Source organism: Endozoicomonas sp. ONNA1 (assembly GCF_024606325.1).
Lineage (GTDB): Bacteria > Pseudomonadota > Gammaproteobacteria > Pseudomonadales > Endozoicomonadaceae > Endozoicomonas_A.
The window spans coordinates 1-4,437 of the sequence record NZ_JAHHPN010000732.1; the positions used below are offsets into that span (position 1 = coordinate 1).

Annotated in this window: 2 protein-coding genes; both read left to right on the forward strand. The window is 49.1% G+C overall.

Annotated features, from left to right (window positions below; all coding sequences use genetic code 11):
- Nucleotides 1-3,128: transglutaminase domain-containing protein (locus tag KDK19_RS17570; protein ID WP_257292479.1), on the forward strand; the 3,128-nt coding region annotated here is incomplete at its 5' end.
- Nucleotides 3,129-3,258: 130 nt separating this feature from the next.
- A partial coding sequence (locus KDK19_RS17575; protein WP_257292480.1) for a hypothetical protein occupies nucleotides 3,259-4,437 on the forward strand: 1,179 nt, incomplete at its 3' end.

Sequence of the window (4,437 nt, forward strand, 5' to 3'; positions counted from 1 at the left end):
GGCACTACCGGCTTTATCTGATGGCGGCCGGGATATCGCTGGAGGCACTGCCAGAATCATCGGCTCTTGTCACGGCTCTTACCATGAGTAACGGTGAGCTTGATTCCGGACTTTGCAAATGGTTCAACCAAACGGTATCCGACGTTGATCGTCCGTGGTTGATACGACGGAGTTATCTCAACAGTATTGATGAAAAACGCCACGAAATTCGTATTAAGGCCGAGCTGAATGGAGAGGAAGCCAGAGCCGAAATTATCAAAAGCGTGGCCCGGATCAGATGGCTGGCATCCGGTCTTTCCCTGAAGCCGGATCAGTCGGACGATATTCTCACTCAGGCACTTTACCGACACTGGCAGCAACGCTGGTTTGATCGTAAGTTTGGCGAGACGGGCACGGACGCCAACAGCGTATTTTGCCTGACGGAAGAACAGGCACTGACACTGAAATTATCCGTTTCTCAGCCTCATCTTCGGGAGGCTGAGAAACGGATAGAGGCGTGGAACTCCAATGCAGTTCGATTGTGGCCCGGGTTTTGGCATCAGATAAGTGACCTGTCGAACCACTGGGTTGACGATTCTGAAAAATACAAACCGGAAGTCGAAGAGAAACACGCTCCGGCACTGGACAGAAGAACGAAATATGAGGGTCTGGAGCTCCCAACAGTTTGCGATTATAAAATTTTTAATACGCAGAAATATCCTTCCCACATGTATCGCTGCCAGGTAATAGATACTTATGTGACTGCTAAGGGTGATGTCAAACTGATCGAGATTAGTGATCAACACATTCAAGGGTTCGAAACCCTCATGCCAGCCCGGTTACCGGGGCGTGATCAGGAAGTGACATTAGCCAGCGATCAAACCCTGGCAACCTTTGAGGTGTCACCGAAAAATGGTCAATATGCCTTGCCCAGCCTGACGCCTAACGACTATATCGTAGCCCTGCGTATAGAACCCGACCTGGCATTTACTCTGGTCAGGAACCGATATACCGGGCTTCACAGACTGTCTATTCCTGAAGCCAAAGCTAACCAGAGTTTCCAGGTGGCTTATATCCTGGAACCCAGAGGATCAGGCGAAAAAACACCTGCTAAAAAAGCCCTGCCAGAACGATCATTACATTTTGACACCCACTGTTCAGAAGGTATGAAAACAGTACTGAACAAACTGTTCAGGAACACTGACCAGGACCAGGGGATTTTGTGGAAAATAAAAAGCGCTAAAGACACGAAGCAAAGAATTGAAGCGATCACGGAATATTGCCAGAATTTTTCCGGTGAGGCTCAACCAGAACGCTGGATGAATTTCTTTCAATTCCTCGTAACCAGACGGCAAGGTAGCTGTCGTCATCGAGTGCCTGTTTTTATTGCTTTTTGCCGTTATTACGGGATTCCATCCCGGCAAGTTGATAGCCTTATTCACAGTTTTGCCGAGTATTCCGGGGATGGAGGCCGAACCTGGGAGTCAGTGGATTTGGGTGGGGCGCCCCTGGAGCCGACTGAAATCACATCTGACTTCCAGACCACCAGGAAGGTCTGTGCTTCCGGCACTGAGTCAAGGAATATCAAGGATCTCCTGAAAGATGTCCTGAAAGGTGCTGATTTAACACAACAGCAAATTCTGGCTGAAGCCATTGGCATGAGTCTTGAGGAACTGAAGAAAGTTCTGGAGACACACAATGCACTACCGGGCACAAATCCAAGTACTTCCAACATGATAAAGAACCTTTGGAAGGAAAAAGATTTAACCGGTTTTTCCGTGGGTGTCTCAATGTTGGTTTCCATGGGTCTCTCAATGTTGCTGGAAACAGAAGCACCGGGCAATGACGATCAGGAATTGGCCGACGATGAGACTGACGGTGATGAACATATCTATAAGCTGATGTCAGAGGCAGTGAGAGAAATATTGAGCAAAAATGATGAAGATCAGGTCAGTGAACAACTCAAGTCACTCCATTCAAAAATCATTGATCAGACCGGAGCAAGCCCTCATGAGTGGCTTCGCTCAATAGTAGATATACTGAAACACAGCGACCTGACCAAACCTTCGGTGATTTACTTTGCCCGTGAAGCCCTGGAATCGGGTTGGCTTGATGCAGTGACAACCCTTGAGGGCCATAGCCTGGACGCCCACTGGCATCATCAGCTATTGGTGCGCCTGGAAGGCATCGATGAACTAAAGGTTGAAGCCGCTCATTGCCTCAAAAAGTGGTATAAGGAATTATTGTCCAGGGGAAAAAATAGCCAGATATGGCAGTCGGCTTATCAATACTTCCAAAAAGAAGAAGGTGGCCCCTTGTTCATCACTCATGATCATGAGGGGTTTTCGAAATTCCTTGAAAATAAAATTGCCAACCCATCTTTACAGACCACCTGGACCGACGAACCCAAGGGCGTTCCGAATATAGAACGAATGTTGGTGTACCATCCCGCATTTTCGCAGTTAACCTCAAGCAAGGCGCACCACCGTCCGGTGATTGTTCTGGGGCAGCCTGACTGGTACAGGACCATGATTAATCAAAAGGTCGAAGCCCTGTTAGCTGAGAACAGCCCGAACCTGAAGCAACTGTTGGAAAAAATCAATCAAGATGAAGCAGTGAAAGAACAACGCCCCAATGCTCTGCAAGCATTCGACAGTCAATGTGATCTTGCGCAAAAACCTGATATCGAAGGCAAGTACAAACCCATTTTAGAGTCCCTTGAACTGCCACTGAAGAACCCAACCCTTGTTGATGATTTAAAATACAAAGCCGTGCAATCGATTCACCAGGCCTTCACTCATTACCTGTATAGAGTGACGCACTCAAAAGGCGGATGTTTAACCTATTGTTGGGTCAAAGCTGCCATCGGGGACTCCACGGAGACAGACTACTATGGCGCTTATGATCCGTCTTCACCAGAAGAGCTGTTTCTCATGATGTGTAACATTAATAGCTCTCTATCGTTTCAGAACTCTGTTAAAGATGCCAACTTACAGCAGGCACTCAACGTCAGTAACGCTCTGGTGCTCAGGTCCGACGAGCTGACGACCATTGCAGAAGAGTTTGTGAGCAGCGTGAATTTGAATTCGATCTGTGACTCATTGGTACAAGCCCGGACAGTATTTTTTGCAAATGACCATTGTCCATGAATCTTCCATGAGACCATCGCATTTGCGATGGTTGCGGACAGCTATCCAAATGAAACTTTCATCCTATTTGTAGGTCATATAACTAAACACTTTCAATACAGTCCTTCGGATTGCAGTACGGAGATTGACTATGGATGGTCAGATTGGCAGAACAACAAACAAACGCATTCTTGGCAGTGAGCTGCCTCATGGTGGCGTGCCACCCAAGGCGGCAAAGCTGGAGTTATCGTCAGAAAAGAAGGTGAAAATCTGCGCTGAGTTAACCTCGAAACTCACTCTGTCATCACCTCCGATTGTGTCGCCTGACACAGAGAGAGCCGTATCCTCAACAGATTCCCCGCTCTCCGGGGTCTCTCATTCCTTCGACTTTCGTTTTGTCGCCAGTGATGATGAGGTTCGACAGCTTTTAGTGGCCGAGGCCAGCGACGAAAATCGTGATGTCACACTTATCTCCGATCCCGATGACCTCTCGCAGGATAATCTGGTGAGCCGGTTGAGTATTTCCGGCGATGGTCGCCACGTTCTCCGTTCAGGCAAGCTGTTTGAAGGTCCAAAGCCACTCACTCTGGTGATGGATATCCGCAAGCTCACCAGCGGGGAACTGCCGAAATTTAACGATCTACTGGACCCGGATAACCCCTGCCTATACGACAAAGTCAGCAAGAAGAAACGCCCTCTGGGAGAACACGTTGCCCTGCTGGTTCTGGCAAACCCTGAACAGTTGGCATCGGTTGGCCAGCGTGACGACGCTCCGGGAGCCGCCGCTCCGGGCGCTGATTTTTGGCGGCGAATTAATCGACCGGGAAATACCTGGCAGTTTGACCCACAGACCGGAAACGACCAGGCGATGGAGATCAACGAAGCTCCCCCGGTATTGGCTGAATTCCCCAGCGCCAAAAGTGCTATGGATGACGGCCATACCGTCCTGATTGACTGTCACTTGCACAGCAACTGGCGACAATTGCTGTTGGGTGGCCCCGGAGTGGATGAACAGGGGCGAATCCAGCATATTCCCGGCAGACTTGAGTCATTGAGGGCAGGACAAAGGGTGATTCTGAAAGGAGCCGACTGGCAGGATCTGGCCTTTGAGCAGGCGATCCGGCAGATGCTGGCGCAAAAGTGCTATGAGAGCAACGGGGAAATCTGTCAGTTACCTGACGATATTCAGTTTTATCAAATGCCGGTAGGGAAGGACGAGCTTCAGGCACTGTTCCAAAGCCTGTCACGCTCTCTTGAAAAAGAGCAAGCACCACAAAACCCGATCATCATTAACCAGAGTAATATCAGGGAATGGCTGAGCCCGATTGCC